This window comes from Paenibacillus sp. NPDC057886 (genome assembly GCF_042796655.1).
Lineage (GTDB): Bacteria > Bacillota > Bacilli > Paenibacillales > Paenibacillaceae > Paenibacillus.
This window is the reverse complement of sequence record NZ_JBHVMZ010000003.1, coordinates 354,409-368,846: the sequence shown is the minus strand read 5'-3', so window position 1 is coordinate 368,846 and position 14,438 is coordinate 354,409. Positions and strand designations below refer to the sequence as shown.

Annotated in this window: 13 protein-coding genes and 1 pseudogene; 4 read left to right on the top strand and 10 right to left on the bottom strand. The window is 46.8% G+C overall.

The features are described 5' to 3' along the window. The first annotated feature begins 332 nt into the window (after positions 1-332). Positions 333-1,601 carry an MFS transporter gene (locus ACFVQB_RS12260; RefSeq protein WP_062324021.1) on the top strand — a complete coding sequence of 423 codons (1,269 nt, stop codon included), beginning with the start codon at positions 333-335 and terminating at the stop codon, positions 1,599-1,601. A gap of 152 nt (positions 1,602-1,753) precedes the next feature. Here the strand turns inward: ACFVQB_RS12260 and ACFVQB_RS12255 are convergent, their stop codons facing one another. The 7 genes from ACFVQB_RS12255 to abnA form a co-directional block, all read right to left on the bottom strand. Next, on the bottom strand, positions 1,754-2,599 hold the full coding sequence (locus ACFVQB_RS12255; RefSeq protein WP_379438871.1) for an EcsC family protein: 846 nt from the start codon (positions 2,597-2,599) through the stop codon (positions 1,754-1,756). Positions 2,600-2,792: 193 nt separating this feature from the next. Further along, positions 2,793-3,773, bottom strand: coding sequence for a glycoside hydrolase family 43 protein (locus tag ACFVQB_RS12250; RefSeq protein WP_379438868.1), 981 nt, complete (start codon positions 3,771-3,773; stop codon positions 2,793-2,795). A 358-nt stretch (positions 3,774-4,131) separates the two neighbouring features. After that, the gene (locus ACFVQB_RS12245; RefSeq protein WP_379438866.1) at positions 4,132-5,553 is read right to left on the bottom strand and encodes an arabinan endo-1,5-alpha-L-arabinosidase; all 1,422 of its coding nucleotides are present in this window, start codon (positions 5,551-5,553) and stop codon (positions 4,132-4,134) included. 56 nt (positions 5,554-5,609) lie between these two features. Next, a complete protein-coding gene (locus tag ACFVQB_RS12240) occupies positions 5,610-6,452 on the bottom strand; it encodes a carbohydrate ABC transporter permease (RefSeq protein WP_379438863.1) in 843 nt (280 codons plus the stop codon). 26 nt (positions 6,453-6,478) lie between these two features. Beyond that, complete coding sequence (locus ACFVQB_RS12235) at positions 6,479-7,369, bottom strand: carbohydrate ABC transporter permease (RefSeq protein WP_379438862.1); 891 nt, start codon at positions 7,367-7,369, stop codon at positions 6,479-6,481. Positions 7,370-7,612: 243 nt separating this feature from the next. Continuing rightward, the gene (locus ACFVQB_RS12230; protein WP_379438860.1) at positions 7,613-8,953 is read right to left on the bottom strand and encodes an ABC transporter substrate-binding protein; all 1,341 of its coding nucleotides are present in this window, start codon (positions 8,951-8,953) and stop codon (positions 7,613-7,615) included. 132 nt (positions 8,954-9,085) lie between these two features. Next, positions 9,086-10,045 (bottom strand): arabinan endo-1,5-alpha-L-arabinosidase AbnA, encoded by a 960-nt coding sequence (gene abnA, locus ACFVQB_RS12225; protein ID WP_379439721.1) that lies wholly within the window; start codon positions 10,043-10,045, stop codon positions 9,086-9,088. Between the two features lie 354 nt (positions 10,046-10,399). On the opposite strand from abnA, the gene ACFVQB_RS12220 reads away from it, so the two are divergent. Then, entirely contained in the window at positions 10,400-11,317 is a 918-nt protein-coding gene (locus ACFVQB_RS12220) for an ArsR/SmtB family transcription factor (protein ID WP_379438858.1), read from the top strand. 81 nt (positions 11,318-11,398) lie between these two features. On the opposite strand, the gene ACFVQB_RS12215 is transcribed toward ACFVQB_RS12220, so the two are convergent. Both ACFVQB_RS12215 and ACFVQB_RS12210 read right to left on the bottom strand, forming a co-directional pair. Further along, positions 11,399-11,914 (bottom strand): SRPBCC domain-containing protein, encoded by a 516-nt coding sequence (locus ACFVQB_RS12215; protein ID WP_379438855.1) that lies wholly within the window; start codon positions 11,912-11,914, stop codon positions 11,399-11,401. A 29-nt stretch (positions 11,915-11,943) separates the two neighbouring features. Further along, positions 11,944-12,291, bottom strand: a complete 348-nt coding sequence (locus tag ACFVQB_RS12210; protein ID WP_379438853.1) for an ArsR/SmtB family transcription factor — start codon at positions 12,289-12,291, stop codon at positions 11,944-11,946. 247 nt (positions 12,292-12,538) lie between these two features. On the opposite strand from ACFVQB_RS12210, the gene ACFVQB_RS12205 reads away from it, so the two are divergent. Further along, entirely contained in the window at positions 12,539-13,456 is a 918-nt protein-coding gene (locus ACFVQB_RS12205; protein ID WP_379438850.1) for a helix-turn-helix transcriptional regulator, read from the top strand. A gap of 80 nt (positions 13,457-13,536) precedes the next feature. After that, positions 13,537-14,046, top strand: coding sequence for a DinB family protein (locus ACFVQB_RS12200; RefSeq protein WP_379438848.1), 510 nt, complete (start codon positions 13,537-13,539; stop codon positions 14,044-14,046). A 207-nt stretch (positions 14,047-14,253) separates the two neighbouring features. Here the strand turns inward: ACFVQB_RS12200 and ACFVQB_RS12195 are convergent. Beyond that, positions 14,254-14,394: pseudogene (locus tag ACFVQB_RS12195) on the bottom strand (winged helix-turn-helix transcriptional regulator); the annotation flags it as partial. Between the last annotated feature and the right edge of the window lie 44 nt (positions 14,395-14,438).

Sequence of the window (14,438 nt, the reverse complement as noted above, 5' to 3'; positions counted from 1 at the left end):
TACGAATGCTTAATCTAGTCACGATACAATAGGTTGTACGATAAAAAGCATAGCTTAGCTTTGTTAAATGGAGAGCAGTATTATGTTAAATGTGGAAAAGAACTATTAATAACGTATTCCGAAGAGTATATGAAAATACCCATTTTTGTAATAGTTATGTAGTATATTCATTTATTCCGTGCAATCCCATATCCGAACGCGGGCGTTAATTTCATCTGTTCCCCTTGTCGCCCCTTAAAATCTATCCTATTATGTAACAATATGCTTAGGCACATCACATCATCAGGCGCTGATCCCTCGTGACCGCGACCAAAGGAGAACTGTACATGTCCATGCAAAATTCATTATCCAAAGACGCCGCTGCGCGCTCGAAAGCTCCACCCGGATTGGATGCCCAAGGTACCGTTTACCGGATCTTAATTGCCATCAGTCTGGTTCATTTGTTCAATGATTCGATCCAATCTGTAATTCCAGCTATTTTTCCAATTCTGAAAGACTCCATGCATCTCACGTATACGCAGATCGGATGGATTTCGTTTGCTATTAACTTTACTGCGTCCATTATGCAGCCTGTTGTAGGCTGGTTTGCTGATAAAAAACCGACGCCCTCCATTCTGCCCATCGGCATGGGCTTTACGTTCACCGGCATGCTATTGCTTGCCTTCGCCGACAGTTATATGGCTGTCCTGATCTCCGTCATCTTTGTTGGTCTCGGTTCGGCGGCATTCCATCCGGAGGGTTCACGGGTATCCCATATGGCTGCAGGGCCTCGTCGGGGTCTGGCTCAGTCGATCTTCCAGGTGGGTGGTAACGCCGGTCAGTCTCTGGCTCCATTGCTTACCAGATGGATTTTCATCCCGTTTGGGTTGTTCGGCGCCATCGGATTCACGGGCATTGCTGCTGCGGGGATCGCAGTCCAAATCTATATCGCTCGCTGGTATGGACGCATGCTGCAATCGGGAGGGTATTTGCGTAGACAGGCGGCAGCCCGTCGTGCACCCAATCCGGCATTACGTAAAAAGATTGCTGCTGCCATAACTATTTTGATTCTGCTCGTCTTTGTCCGTTCGTGGTATGTCGCTTCGATCGGCAGCTTCTATGCGTTTAACCTGAAGGATACATTCAACTTGTCCACAGAGGACGCACAGATCTATATCTTCCTGTTCCTGGCGGCAGGGGCTCTTGGTACGTTCTTTGGTGGTCCACTGGCGGACCGCTTCGGTAAACGCAACATGATCTTCCTGTCGATGGCCGGAGCCGCTCCACTGGCGCTGCTGCTGCCTTACGCCAATCTGTTCTGGACAGCCGTATTGCTGAGCATTATTGGTTTCATCATGTTGTCCAGCTTCTCGGTGACCGTTGTATATGCCCAAATGCTGATTCCAGGCAAAATTGGAACCGTTTCTGGCCTGATCACTGGTCTGGCATTTGGTATGGGCGGTTTGGGGGCACTCGTGCTGGGGAACTGGATCGACGTGTTCGGCGTATCTCCAGTCATGCAAATGTGCAGCTTCCTGCCACTAATCGGTATCTTCACCTTCCTACTTCCATCGGATAAGTTGCTCAACCGTTGGGCGGAAGAGAACGGTAGCGAAGAATAAAGATAAGATTGGTTTTAGTTTTGCACTTTCTGTAGTGGTCTGAAATTCAGCTCACTAGCCAAGATAGACTCACTTCAAAACGGGTTCCTGCCTCAATCTGTGTTTACAACAGACGGCAGGAACCCTTTATTTATATGGTGTATTACTTTAAGCTACTTCAAACGCTGAAGAATCAGCCGCTTTTTATATAACATTTTTCCGGCTTCGGCAACATCACGAATCGTATTTTTGTTACTCACCGAACCGAATACCATGCCGGCAATCGGAATGAGCTGGAACAGCTTTTTCCAACCAAAAGATTCGCTGTAGGAATTAAAAACCTCCCGCCAGCCCTGCATCTGAGAAATAACCTCAACCTGCTTGTCCGGATTATCGTAATCGGCGAGTTCATCAATAATCGCTTTCTTGCCCACAATATCGGCGGAGGAGAATTGCAGACATTTGACGATAAATATGCGCTCTTGGGGTTCGTCGGGATCATATCCGTAACATAGCGCCATCTCCTGCAGCACCTTCAGGGAAAGCCCCATCACCATCGGAATATCCGCCGCAATCGTTACAATGCCTCCAATGCCTGTTGCGGCCCCTTGTGCGGCAGCAAACCTCGTTCGACTGTTCGTAATGCTATCAGCAGTGCGATCCAGTACTTCAAGCGGTAAACCTTCCACACTGTGGATTTTCGTCGTATCTTTTGTCTCTCCATCCTGTTCATCGTAAGAGGTATCGGCCTTCATGGAATAACCGGATTTGATCGCTTCCTCTTGGAGCAGCTCCGCCACCTTCTTTTTCTGAACGAGAAATTTTCCGCCATTCTGCACATACTGACCGACTTCGTTCAGCGAGTCTCCAATCTTCTGTTTCAGCGCTTTGGGCATCACTTTATCCAGCATGGCAAATGGCAAACGTCCAATTTTGTCCCAAATAAACAAGTCCTTTTGCCCTTTTTCCCATTTTAAAATCTGTTCCAGCTCCCGGTCCAATGTCTCGCGCGAATCCATATATGGCCTCCTAATGTTATGTGTATAGTGAATTGTATACTCCTCATACGCAGAGTTCTGGGGATGGTTGCTTCTATGCAGACCACCATAGTCATCTTCAAGTCTCCCCTCTCAATGTGTACATAAGCAAAAGCCCCTAATCAGCATGGCTCGCTGACTAAGGGCTTACTATATTAAAACTTTAGCAGTATTATTATTTCGCTTCAGCCGCAGCCTTCCCATCTGGAACAGGGACTCCAAAGTCAGGCGTGCCATCTTCGTTCCAGCGAATGACCTGCGCGCGGGCATGGCGGTTTGGATCGTAGAGAGGATCTCCCTCAATGTCCTTGTAGTTTCGTGCGTGATAGATCAGAATATCCGTTTTGCCGTCTGGAGATACCGTAAAGCTGTTATGACCCGGACCATATTGACCATTCGCTTCACACGTTTGGAATACCGGCTTAGGCGATTTCACCCAGCTCGCTGGATCAAGCAAGTCGGCGTCTTCATCCGCAGTGAGCAAACCCATACAATAATTATAGTCGGTCGCACTCGCAGAGTAGCCAATGAAGATCCGCCCATTGCGATGCAGTACTGCTGCCCCTTCATTTACCTTGAAGCCGATGATCTCCCAATCAAATTCAGGTGTCGCGATCATCACCTGTTCTCCACGCAGTGTCCACGGATTTTCCATTTCGGAAATGTACAGGTTCGAGTTACCTACAATGGCTGGATCTTTCTGCGCCCAGACCAGATAACGGATTCCCTTATGCTCAAAAGTCGTTTCATCCAGTGCAAACGTCTCCCAGCGCGTATGAATTTGTCCTTTTTCTACCCATTCACCTTCCAGTGGATTCGCAGAATCATTCTCCAATACATACATCCGGTGGTCGAAAAGACCTTCGTTGGTCTCGCTCGTGTGGGCAGCAGCGTAGTATATGTACCATTTGCCATCGATAAAATGGATTTCGGGCGCCCAGATGTTGGCACTCATCGGTCCTGTATCATGTTTGTACCATGCCGTTACGGGCTCGGCATCTCTCAACTCTTCCAAAGTCAGTGCACGGCGGATCTCAATCCGGTCAAAGGCTGGCACGGAAGCAGAGAAATAATAGTAACCATCTGTATGACGGTACACCCACGGATCAGCACGCTGCTCCAAGATGGGATTGGTAAATGTAATGGAATCAGTCATGGGAATGCTCCCCTCAAATGTGTGTGTATGGCTCGGAGTAAGATTTGTAGCCTTTGAGCGAAAAACGTAAAACCTATGCTGGTGCACCACGGACGCTTCGGGGGTGGTAAGGCCTTGTCGCTCTCTTGTCCTCCGATTTCCTTTCACACCGCTCTTGGCGGTTGAAATCGGATGCCAAAGACGCTCCTTTGGCTCCTTCCTCCCCCTACGCTGCTTGTGCACCTTAAAAGCAACAGCTTCGCTCTAACCGCGCTCGCTGAACCAAATCCAAACTCCGAGCCATCGGTGTGGCTCGGTCTATGGGTCGACCGCTTCGCTCGGTCGACTCCACCTAACTTCGAGCCATATCTATGGCTCGCTATTCCTCCGCGGCGCTGATCTGCTTGCCCCAGACGGCAATGCCGCGGTCGTTCAGGCCCGTAACCACAAGCGCAGGCTGGCTTCGCTCCCAGTCCCAGGATGGGAGCAGCTTGAGCTCTTCTGTGGAAGCTCCGCCCCACGGGCTTTCTTTCCACTCCAACGTCAGTGTTTGTTTGCCATCAAACGTCCATTTGCCTGAACCGTTTTCGCTTTTGATTTTGCCGCTGCCTTGCAAGGTGTAAGGCACTGCCTGCACCTGTCCGTCCACCGACGGATCAACAGCCAGGCCTTCCCACTCCCCGGCGATCATCGACTTCGGAATGTCCTGTGCGTACTCACCTGCATAACGTTCTGGTGACACAACAGGCCATCCGTCCTTGGTCCACAGCATTTTACGTACATGCAGATACGGCCAGTTTTTATCTGTCTCGCCTCTCGCATGATGCACGATATAATAATCGTCGCCATCTTGAAGGACCGAGTTATGCCCAGGTGCAACCCAGCCCTCACCTTCGGTGAAGCGGTAGCCGCCCAGAATTTTGGTTCCGACTTCATATTGAGGCAGGTGCTCCGTATCCAGCATGTTCATGCCATTTACGTCCGTGTAGGGGCCTGTAATGGAATCAGCGCGGGCTACACGTACGTTATAATCTTCGAATAAGGAATCATATGAGACGAAGAGATAATACTTTTTAAACTCCGGGTTATACACAATATATGGACCCTCCACCGCACCTTCTTCCGTAGCACGATCGCGGGCGGCAATGCGGGTACCATACCCCTCCTCCTTGAACTTTCCGGTTTCCGGATCGAGAGGTGCAATGTATATTCCGTCGAAAAAGGACCCGTAGACCATCCATGAATTGCCTTCGGCATCCAATACCGGATTGGCATCAATGGCATTTAACTTATCCTTTTCGTTCTCGGATGTTTTAACAACCAACCCTTCATCTGTCCAAGGGCCTTCCGGGGACGAGGATGTCTGCAAACCAATAGCCGAACGTGTACTGCCAAAGGTCGAAGCCGAATAATACATCCGGTAGGTGTCGCCAACCTGAATCACATCCGGTGCCCACAGATTTACTGCCCCAGTCCAATCGAGGGCTTCCTTCGGAATACCCGGCAAAGCCTGACCTACCCATGACCAGTTGATCAGATCATCCGATTTGCGTACCATGACGCCGGGTTTCGCTTCCCCTGCTACACGAACGTCTGTGGAATAGACGTAATATCCCTGATCTGTTTTGATAATGGCCGGGTCATGTGCATTGTTCACCGTCCAACGGGATTCGTCGTCCAGAATGGAGGTGTCATACAATGGAGTATCTTGGGGAGCATCCGGAAAAACTGGTGGGGAAACGGCTTCCCCCACTCCATTTCCAGAACAGCCTGTAGCTCCAACCAACAGCAGCAGCAACATGGAAACAACAACTCCTTTTCCTGAATTTGTCCACCTGCGGAATGCTCTCCGCTGATTCATCCTTTCACTCCAGAGATCGCTACCGATTCAATAATCTGCTTCTGGAAGATCAGGAAGATAATTAATACCGGCAACAGCGCAACAATAGACGCCGCCATAATGAGCGGATAATCCGTCTGGATTGCATACGTGGCATTGAAGTTCGCAATGACGAGCTGCAAGGTCTGTTTTTCAGGTGAATTCAGATAAATAATCGGTGCCAGATAATCATTCCAGATGCCCATGAACCAGAGAATCAGTTGAGCTGCAATCGCCGGTTTAATGAGCGGGAACGTAATGCTCGAGTACAGTCGGAAATAGGAGCTGCCATCAATTTTCGCTGCTTCAATAATGGCATCAGGCACACTAAGCAGGTATTGACGAAGGAAGAAGATCATGACAACATTACCAAATAATCCTGGAACGATCAGCGGTAACAGCGTGTCCACCCAGCCCAGCTTCGAGAACATGATGAATTGCGGAATCATGACTGTCGGATACGGAATCATCATGGATGCAAGCAAAGCAAGAAACAGTTTATTTTTATGCGGAAATCTCAATTTGGCAAAAGCAAAGGCAGCGATACTGGACGTAAACGTCCCGACAACGGTAACACTTACCGCCACGATCAAGCTGTTTTTGATCCCGCTGAGTAGCGGACCTGCTTCCCAGATTTCCTTATACTTTCCGAATTGGAACACTTCAGGTATCCACACGGGCGGAAGTGCGAACACATCCTGTTTCTCCTTCACGGAAGTAGACAACATCCAGATCAGTGGTGCAATCATCGCAATAGCACCAATCGCCAAAACGATAAAAATGATAGAGTTCGTTAATCTCCTCTTTTGACTGTAAGACATCTCCGGTTCACTCCTTTCCTAGACCATTAATCCCCATCATAGGCTGATTTTTCGTTCATTTTGAATTGCACCAAGGTAATGACAAAAATGAAAATACCAAGAATCATGGCCATTGCAGAGGCATAACCCATTTGCAGGTTACTGAAGGCTTTCTGCCAGATGTAGAAGACAATTGATGCGGATGAATATTCAGGACCACCCGTAGGCGTCATAATGTTCATTTCGGTAAAGATTTGGGAACCACCAATAATATTCGTAACAACGAGGAAAAAGGTAACCGGCTTCACCATCGGCCAGGTAATGTTGCGGAAGATCTGAAACCCGTTCGCTCCATCCAGCTCAGCGGCTTCGTAATAGGTACGTGATACACTTTGCAATGCAGCCAGGTACAATAACATCGTGTATCCCAGGCCTTTCCACACCGTCATAATTATCAGGGCCGGTTTAACCGTGTTTTTGTTTGCGAGCCAGTTAGGGCCTTCAATCCCGAACAGATCAAGGAATTGGTTTACTAATCCGTAATCCCCGTTGTACGCCCAGTTCCACATGATCGACACCGCTGCGAGGGAAGAAATGACCGGAATATAATAGATCACACGGAACGTCGTTGTGCCGGGAATTTTACGATTCAGACCCATCGCCAGCAGCAAGGCAAGCAACAAACCAATCGGGATACCCAGCATCAGATAAAAGGTGTTGAACATCGCTTTGTAAAACAGATCATCCGTGAGCAAATCCTTAAAATTGGCTAAACCGATAAAGTTCATCTGTCCCAAGCCATCCCAATCCGTAAACGAACCGTACAAGGAATAAAGGAAAGGGAACAGGACAAAGATCAGCAAACCAAGAACCGGAGGCAAAATAAACAAATATCCGTACAGCCTCTCTTTGCGATACAAACTAGATTTTGTAATCACTGCGCTCACCCCTGTTTCTAATATCAGCATGTTGCATGAATCGATGGATGCCTGCTTGCTTGATCAATTCATGCAACATGCCCGCATGGAATCCAAAATGATGCCAGCAGCGTGATAGCAGGCTGCTGGCACCGCCTTTTTTTGAACACGGAATTCACTACTCTATCCATTCTGCGTAGGCTGCTTCTCTCTAGAACCTACCCTTCAATCTTTTCATTCACAGTTCAGCACTTTACAAAATGCTTATTTCTGAGATTTCTTCTCTTGCTCTACCGCTTTGTCCAACAGTTTTTGCATTTTGGGCTGCTGCTGCTTCACATAATCTGCAGCTGTAATCTTGCCATCCAACACCGGCTGAATGTCGGTGAAGAACAGGTCATACCACTCCGCATTGTACGTGTAGTTACCTGGCAGAGCACGGCCGTAATCTTCTACGATATCAATGAATTCCTGTTTGTTGGCAGGTTTCGTTGAAGTATCCTTGGCCCATTCATCTGCCATATCAAGCAGATTAGGAATCTGTACTTTGGCATCCACTAGTTGCTGCATGCCTTCCTTCGAAGCTGTGAGGTAATTAACCAATGCTGCAGCTTCTTCCGGATGTTTCGTTTTGGCCGATACACCGATACCCAGGGAACCGATCCACGTCGCTGATTTTCCGGTAGAGCCCGCAGGGAAAGGCAGCAAATCATACTCGAAAGGCAGTTTCTCGAATGTACTCATATCCCACGGACCTACAGGGAAGAAGGCCATTTCCCCTTTCATCCAGCGTTGATACGTATCCAATGTTTGCGCTTCCTCAATGGAAGGCGTGATTTTGTATTTGTTTTGCATGTCCGCAAAGAATTGAAGTGCTTCCGCGAATTTCGGATCATCAATGGTTACCTTCGTTTTGCTCTCATCCAGCCAGTCTGCACCATTGCTCCATACAAAGGACTGCAACGCCCACTGTACGTTAAAGCCCGTACCAAATACGTCCGGTTTACCATCGCCATTCGTATCCTTGGTCGCTTGCTGGTTGACTTGGATGAATTCTTCCCATGTGTATGGCTTGTCCTTGTCAGGGAATGGGATGCCCTCTTTTTCAAATAACGTCTTGTTATAACCGAGTGCAAACGGACCCAAATCTTTCGGCATGCCGTAGATATCGCCCTGACCTGCCATTTTGCCATCATAGCGATACAAGTCCATACCATATTTCCAGATGTTGTCCAGATCTACGTCCGCATTATTTTCAATGTAAGGTGTCAGGTTCATCAGTACATTGCTGTTTACATAAGCTTTCACATCGCCAGGGTTAAAATAAAACACGTCCGGCAAGCTGTTGCCTGTAATGGCAGCTCTCAATTTTGTTGCGTATTGATCCGCAGCTGTTACGATAATTTTGACTTTGACGCCGGGATGCTCTTCTTCGAATTTCTTAACCACTGCTTGATATGCCTTCTGTTCATCCGTGCCACCCCGGAACATGAATGTCAATTCCTTGTCCCCGCTTGATCCGCTGCTTCCTCCGCAGCCCGCAAACACGAGTGCACTTACCAGCATTAGAAGCATAAGTGTGACCAATCTTTTTTTCTTTACCATCTGAACCCCTCCTGATCTGGATTTGTAACCGTATTCAATTCAGTAAAATAAGATTTCTGTTGTTAAATTTATCAAACCCAGATCACTTTAGTCAATACTTTATTAAAACATTTTATATTTATTTAAAATAAACTAGTAGGTTGGCCATCCGCTGGAATCCCACAGCAAGTCGTTAATTAGCAATTTCGGATTGCCATTATCATCGGCATCGTACGCGTGGCGCGCAATCACATTACCGTTATACACATCCTGACCGCCGGGTCCCTTCCACTTGGCATTCCCCGAATCCAATAGGGTTCCTCCGCCATTCAACATGTTCACGCCGTTTTTGTCCACATACGGACCTGTTATACTCGTTGAACGACCATAGACCATTTTGTACGTGCTGTTCACGCCCTGGCAGCAAGAATCAATCGAGGCAAACAAGTAATAATAACCATTCCGGTACACAATACTTGGAGCTTCAATGGCTCCGCCATTATTCGGACGCGCCGCAATGGAGGATATGCTTCCGGTCGGTTTCATCGTGGTTTTGTCGAGTTTCACAATCTTCAGGCCGCTCCAGAAAGAACCGAAAGCCAGCCAGGGGTTGCCTGAGGCATCGATGACCAGATTCGGATCAATGGCGTTGTAGTTATTGGCAGATGTAGTCTGAAGCACCAGCCCCTCATCCTTCCACTGCCCCGCACCTATGCTGTTCGCAGATGCAAGACCAATTGCGGATCTATTCGAGCCAAAGGTAGAAATGGAATAATACAGCCACACTTTACCGTTATATTGCTCAATATCAGGTGCCCATACGTCCAAACCGCTCTGTCCCGGAACGGCAGTGGCCCACCAGGAAGGTTTGCTCAGAAAGATTTGTGGAACACGATACCAGGATGACCCGTTATCCGATTTCAGTACCTGAATGCCCGGACCGGTTGAAAAGGTGTACCATGAGCTTCCCTCTTTGATGATGGAAGGATCGTGGACTGCAATATCTCCGGTCAAATTCCAGAATGCTGCGAATGCCCGAGATTGACCCGCCAGTAGCAATACAAGTACAAGCAGTGCGGGTAATGCCCAACGTTTCTTTCTGAATCCTGTCATTCCTTTGAACTTCTCCAAATCGAATTCCACCTCTCCTGATCAAATAGTTAATTTGGTTCATGAAGTATTAAATCAATTTAGGTATACTAGGATTATAAAAGCGGTTACATCGCAATTCAATGGTATATTTCAAATATATATGAATTGATTTAAGTTATTTTTTAAAGTAAATATTCAACGATTTATGAATAATACGCTCATTTATGCTATGTATACAAGGGATTTGGCTTCCTTTTCTCCGCCCTTCCCTTCCATCGGGTAATCATTTATAATTATTTGAAATAAAACATATAAATGTGCAGAAGCCCATGATTCAGAAGGGCTTTGTTCAGAACGGGGAAAGGAACTCCACCTATGATTTATATTAAAGATCTAATGTCGGGTGTGAATATTTTCAAGGCGCTCAGTTCGGAAATACGGATTCAGATCATTGAACTGCTGGCGAAGAACCAAAGTCTTAATCTCAATGATCTTGCAACCAAACTTGGACTGAGCAACGGCGCCATCACCATGCATATCAAAAAGTTGGAAGAAAGCGGATTGATTGAGATCAATACTGCGGTTGGCAAACACGGAATTCAGAAGATTTGTTATCTCAATGAGGAAAAACTAATGGTGGACCTGCGTTCACAGGAAATTAATAACCGGTACGAGGTTGAAATTCAGGTAGGTCATTACAGCGATTATCAGGCAGCCCCTACATGTGGTCTCGCTACCCGCGACAGCATCGTCGGTGAGTTCGATGATCCACGCTACTTTGCTGATCCGCTGCGAATTGATGCGGAGATGATCTGGCTGGCTGAAGGTTATCTGGAGTATCGGATTCCTAACTATCTCAAGCCCAATCAGACGTTTAGCGAAATTCAGCTGTCGATGGAACTGGGTTCGGAGGCACCGGGCTTTTGCGACAATTACCCTTCGGATATTTATTTCTACGTCAACGGGATTGAGATTGGGTGCTGGACGAGTCCAGGTGATTTCGGCAATACACGCGGTACATTCAACCCGGACTGGTGGCCGCCCCATCTCAATCAATACGGAATGCTCAAACTAATCCGCATTACGCAGGAAGGCAGCTACATCGATGGATGCCGCATTTCGGACGTAACGTTGGACGAAATCGGACTGGATTACAAAAGCGATATCCACTTTCGTATTGCCGTGACAGATGGACCTTTGAACAAGCGGGGATTGACGATCTTTGGCAAGAATTTCGGCAACTACGGGCAAAACCTGCTTGCCCGTGTACTCTATAATGTGCAAGAGGAATAGGTCACAAATAAACCGTGTTATAACTTAAAAAATCAACAAATAGCCGCCAAGCGAAAGCATGGCGGCTAATATTCATTTCTGTTACTTAACCTCGCCCAGACGCTCTGCAAGACGGTCCCAGGTTTCCGTGATTCCCTGCAACATTCCCATATCCATGACCGTTTGGAGTGCCTCTGCGGATACATATTCAGAGCGGTTGACGATCTTCGTCTTGCCGTCGAAGTCAATAAATTGCATCGTCACCTCAGTTGACGGCAGGCTCTCATCCGTATTCCCATCGGCATCAGAGAAGTAATCCGTGTATACAATCAACTCAGGCTCAACAATGTCCTTATACACAGCTTTCCCCCAGGATTCCATACCGTAAAAATCACCCTGGTTCTTATCCTCACATTTCATGCAGTAATGCCAAACGCCGCCTGGCCGAAAATCTACGTTACAGACGGGAATCGACCAACCTCTCGGTCCCCACCAGCGCTGAAGATGTTCCGATTCCTTGAACATGCTGAACACGAGCTCACGAGGTGCGTCAAAAACACGCTCAAGTACAAGTACCTGTTCATTTTCCACTCTCGAAACCATTCCGTTGTTTAACATTATAATTCCTCCTTATGAATTAAGAATACTTATGGTTTGTCTTTCTTATTTTGCAGTTCACGCAAATAATGATCCAAATTGTCAAAACGTTCTTCCATGACGCTCTGAAACGACTGCACCCAGGCATCCAATGTTTGAAAAGGTTCGGGACGGAGCTTGTAGATCCTGCGGTTGGCTTCGGCCTTTACCTCTAAAATGCCGTTATCACTGAGCACTTTCAAATGCTTCGAAGCTTGAGGCTGGCGTAATCCCAGCCGTTCAGCAATTTCCCCCACCGTAAGAGGACCATCACGCAATAGTTCGACGATATGCATACGATTCGGTTCAGCCAAAGCGCCCAGCAAGGTCATGTCCATACCCGGATTGTGTCCTGACATGCCTTTCACCTCATTCAGTTATAGTGTATCGGTAGAATTTCATCTCCTTCACCAAAATGTTCTTCTTCCTGATATCCAAAGTATACTCCATAAAGAATATTCCTGTAAAGGAATATTCTTTATGGAGTCCTACCTTTATCTTTATTGAATAATTCAAATGGAACTTACACAGGCTATTTGAATTTTATTGACAATCTGTAATAATAATCACCATGTTACGAAATGGAATAACAGGTGGGGATTATATATGAAATTGGAGCGATTGATCTCAATCATCTTCAAGCTACTGAATCATGAAGTGTTGTCTGCCTCTAGGCTTGCCGAAGAGTTTCAAGTTTCCCAAAGGACCATCTATCGGGATATCGATGCCATCTGTGCTGCTGGCTTCCCAGTCATATCGTTTCAAGGACATAAGGGCGGATATGGCATGATGGACGGATACAAAATGGATAAAAGCTTGCTCGGTTCGTACGATGTCGATTCCCTGATCACCGTAATTAGCAGTCTCTCCACCGTGTTTGAAGACACGCGAGCGCAAGGGACGATTGAAAGACTGAAAACAGTTGGAACGCAGCAGCAAACGTCAAGTCTAGAGGTTAATCTTGAAACTCATCGAACGAATCCGGATGTACTTCGTGATTTACGCACGGGCATTACCGAGCGTAAAGTCATCTCTTTTGAATACATCAATACAAAAAATGAACGTACGACCCGTGGTTTGGAACCGGTGAGACTTCATTTTAAATATCGAAACTGGTACGTTTATGGATTTTGCCGAACACGACAGGATTATCGGGAGTTTCGACTATCCCGGATGATGAATGTGTCCCTGACAGAGGAATCCTTTCAGCCTCATCTCGATGTGCCAAAAGAGGTTGTTTTGTCTAACAGGGAATGGAAAAATGAGGTTCGTGATGTGGTGTTTCGAGTGAGCCCGGAGGCGTTGGCAGAGGCCATGGATCATTTTCACGAAGCGGATAAACAATTTCATGACGATGGAAGTATGACGATGCGCATCTCGGTTTATCAACCGCTGGAAGCGAGATGGCTTTGCTCTTTTCTACTGAGCTTGGGTAGTGGGGTTAAAGTCCTTGAACCTCTTGAACTGCGAGGAATCATAAAAGAACAACTTCAAAGCGCACTCCAACTTTATGAGGAAGTATGACAGTCTGTTGTCATACTTCTTTTTTTATAATCATTTTATAAACAATCACATCCATAACCATTCCAAAGGAGACGATACAAATGAACCATCCAGAACAAATGTATAACTACCACACATGGGCCAACCAAACGATCTTGGGAAGAATCAAGGAACTCCCGTCCTCTGTGCTGAGTCAGGAAGTAAACAGCTCGTTCCCAACCCTCGCACATGCTCTTAACCATATCTATGTGGTTGATAAGACGTGGTATCTGGTTTTGACCGGGATGGATATGCGAGAAGCGCTGCAAACATGTATGCCGTTAAATGAAAACATCCTGGATTCAGCAGATGAATACATCCATCTGTTTGCCCAGTTATCGGACGAATACAAAGAATGGTTCCAAAGCCAAGATGATCTCGAGCAAACGATCCTGCTCGACAATCCATATGCAAGAATCCGCCAAACCCGCCTTTCGGAAATTGTGCTGCAACTGGTCAATCACGGGACCTATCACAGAGGCAATGTGTCTACCATGTTGCATCAGTTAGGTCACGCATCCATCATGAACGACTATGCCCTTTTTTGGTACCAGGAACCCGCTACAGTATAGAGAAAATGGATGATATTTCATCGATGGAAATTGAAGGAACATCGAGGGAAGATTTGAGAATTTGGTTGCAGGAGCATGGACGTCTTCTTGATTATTAAAATGCGCTAGAACCACTGAATCGAATGATCAAAATGCTGAAGTTTGTCATTGCAACGCAAAACAGGACCTCCCTAATCAGGTGATCCTGTTTTTTTGTATTCGGCCTCACTATCGTTTTACATGCTCCGGGGCAGACACCATATTGGCTTCTCCCCAATCACACATCATATTTAATAGTGGCATGAGTGAACGCCCCCGTTCCGATAATGAATATTCAACTTTGGGATCCAAAGCCGGTATCTTTTGGCGCCATGCCAGTTGGAACACAAGTTCCTCTCACACTCACCCTCCTT